The sequence below is a fragment of the Nocardia sp. NPDC051832 genome, assembly GCF_040681285.1.
In the GTDB taxonomy this organism is placed as follows: domain Bacteria; phylum Actinomycetota; class Actinomycetes; order Mycobacteriales; family Mycobacteriaceae; genus Nocardia.
The window spans coordinates 1-2608 of the sequence record NZ_JBFAYL010000011.1 but is presented as its reverse complement, the minus strand read 5'-3'; the positions used below and the strand labels follow the sequence as shown (position 1 = coordinate 2608).

Here is a 2608-nt window from a genome sequence, read left to right as displayed (position 1 = left end):
TTGGTGGGTGTGGTGTTTGTGTTTCCTGTGTGTTAGGTAGATTTGCGTTACTTTATTTAACTTTTTTTTTTGTGGGTGTGGGTGGGGGGTGGGGTGGGGGGGTGGGGTGGGGGGGGGGGGGGGGGGGGGGGGGGGGGGGGGGGGGGGCGCCCCGCGCGAGAGAGAGAGAGAGAGAGAGAGAGAGAAGCTGCGCAGGACGGCGTTTCCCACTCTCCCCTGTCGTAGCTCCGGCCAGCCTCCAGCTGGCTGTCGGTGATGCCGGCGTCGGCCTGCACCGCCGCGATGATGTTGCCGAGGTACTCCGAGAGGTCATCCGGTTCGACCGCCGGGAGTTCGGCCTGGATCACGCGGCGCACGGCTTCCAGGATGGTCGCGTCCAGGGACGAGTGGCGGCCGACTGTGCTACCCACCCGAGAAAGGCCCTCACCATCGCAGGTGAGGGCCTTTGCGCGTACACGCGTATACCGCGCTATCCGATGAGAAGCTCAGTTGGTGGCTCCCCTATCGCGAGCGCGAGCTGATGGACGACCAGGCAAGCGTCTACCGCCCGGAGAGAGCCGTCTTCGACATTCTCGGCGGTAATCAGACCGTCGATCGCCTCGACGGCCGGATCGCCCTGGACGAACTCCTTACATGCCACGAGCACGGCATCGATCACCGGTACCGCGATACCTCGCACTTCTTGCTCGGGATCACGATCGGAAATGCGCTTGAGATCCTCGTACAGTGCCCACGCCCGCTCCTGTGCCAGTTTCTTGTCCATGGCCGAGGAGCGTATTCGCCGAGACGCGGCTCACAGATCAGTCGACGACTAACGCGTTGAGCGCTTCATGATCGATCGGCATAATGAGAGTTAGGCACCGCCCTGGCACACCGCGATGGGACCGCTGCGGGCGTGCTTAGAGACCGGGGACCGGCCTGACGCCAGTCCTGTCGGCAGCCGTCATGATGCGGTCGCTGGCAATGCGGACGCGACGTCCAACACCTTTCTCGACCCGACCTAATTGGGTCGGAGTCGATGTGTTGGGCAACTCCTGCGACGCGACTCCGATCCTCAAACCGAAAGTTTGAGGAGCTATGAATTTCTCTCTCCTGGTAGTCGCATTGATTGGTGCGATCATGATCCTGATCGCCGTCATCTGCGGTCTCATCACTGGCTTGCTGAGCACATACAGCAACGCCGGCCTCGCCTCGGCGGTGCTTCGCGGCGCGATGGCGTTTGGTGGTGCGCTAGCTGTCCAGGGTGTCCTGGTCGATGTGCTTTCATCGCTGAGCTAACCCGCCCATCAGCCCTGATCACCGTCGCGACGGTGATCAGGGCTGATTACACGTATACGCGTATCTGCCCTGCGGGTGCAGATGAATGGCTGGGATTGCGATCGCAGTTCAGGGATGATCAATGACGAGCACCAGCCAGCTTCCTTCTGGCTGGTGCTCGCCAGAAATGCGCGTATAAGCGCTTACGGCTGGGCTTCTCGTGGTCGTCGACGAACCAGCGATTGGTGAGCGTCACCGCAGCGCGCTCGCCCTCGCCGATGTGCAGATAGCCGGCCTCGGACAAGGTGGTCGAGCGTTCGGGCGCCGGGCTTGGTCGCCTTGGCGTTCGCGAAGTGCCACCGATCCTGACCGATCGCGTGATGTCGCCTCGCTGGACGCGCGCCGCCATCTCCCGCATGACCTCCTCCGGTGATCGGCAGATCCTCGCCGCGCCGCGCCGCGGCCTCCGGCTTCACTGTGGCGGCGAAATCGCGCATGAGTTCGCGGAACCAGTCGTGCTCGGTAACGGGCGCACTTCCTCCGCAAGATCTGGTCCGGCCCGGTCGGGAAGTGTGGCACACCCCGGGATTCGCCGGCATCGACGAGCCGGAGCGCGCGGCCAACTGGCCACATGACGGCGAGGCCTCGACGCGATACGATGGGCACGAAAAGAATCAAAGAATAAATGAATAAAGCTGGGAATATAGGGAACTTTCCATTATGATGGAAGATACCGACATCCAAGGGAGAGAAAATGACCGCCAACGCCAACGAGCTCGACGAGATCCACTCGGTGAGTACCCGACTTCGTGGATACGACCTAGTGCTCCTGGAGCAGGCCATCGCCCGCTGGAAGATGGAAATCGGGTCGCGCCGGATCGACACCTCGGTCGCACTGAACGCCGCTGCGCTGCTGGTCCTGCGTGCTTCGGACCCGAATCTGGTGCGCGAGCACGCCGAGAAGCAGGGAATGTCCGACGCGGAGACCGAGAAGCTGGCCGGCTTCTACAAGTGGTTCCAGGAGGAGTACTTCGACGTCGTGCGCGACGTCATCGCGACCCGAAAGCGGCTGGACGGCCGCCTGAAGAGGGGCGCTTAGAACGGAAGAAACGCCGGTCGGGCGGGGCGGATCGGAAAGAATCTTGCTCCCCTCGGCCGGTTACGTTACACTCCCAAACTCGGCAGGGAAAAAAGGGAATCTGTAGACCCGGCATACTACCAGACGGAGGGAAGAAATGGAAACAATGCGGAAAGAAAAAAAGCAAAAAAAGAAAGAAGTAATTAAAGTAAGTTTCTGAAACTTACTTTAATTACTTCTTTCTTTTTTTGCTTTTTTTCTTTCCGCATTGTT

At 60.7% G+C, this 2608-nt stretch carries 4 protein-coding genes; 2 read left to right on the top strand and 2 right to left on the bottom strand.

The window, feature by feature from the left end; all coding sequences use genetic code 11:
* Positions 1 to 469: 469 nt before the first annotated feature.
* Entirely contained in the window at positions 470 to 763 is a 294-nt protein-coding gene (locus AB0M14_RS37670; RefSeq protein ID WP_365005013.1) for a hypothetical protein, read from the bottom strand.
* Between the two features lie 314 nt (positions 764 to 1077).
* Here AB0M14_RS37670 and AB0M14_RS37665 point away from each other — a divergent pair, with 314 nt between their 5' ends.
* Positions 1078 to 1278, top strand: coding sequence for a hypothetical protein (locus tag AB0M14_RS37665; RefSeq protein WP_365005010.1), 201 nt, complete (start codon positions 1078 to 1080; stop codon positions 1276 to 1278).
* Positions 1279 to 1396: 118 nt separating this feature from the next.
* On the opposite strand, the gene AB0M14_RS37660 is transcribed toward AB0M14_RS37665, so the two are convergent.
* Complete coding sequence (locus tag AB0M14_RS37660) at positions 1397 to 1675, bottom strand: hypothetical protein (RefSeq protein WP_365005008.1); 279 nt, start codon at positions 1673 to 1675, stop codon at positions 1397 to 1399.
* 336 nt (positions 1676 to 2011) lie between these two features.
* On the opposite strand from AB0M14_RS37660, the gene AB0M14_RS37655 reads away from it, so the two are divergent.
* Entirely contained in the window at positions 2012 to 2356 is a 345-nt protein-coding gene (locus AB0M14_RS37655) for a hypothetical protein (RefSeq protein WP_365005005.1), read from the top strand.
* Positions 2357 to 2608 lie beyond the last annotated feature (252 nt).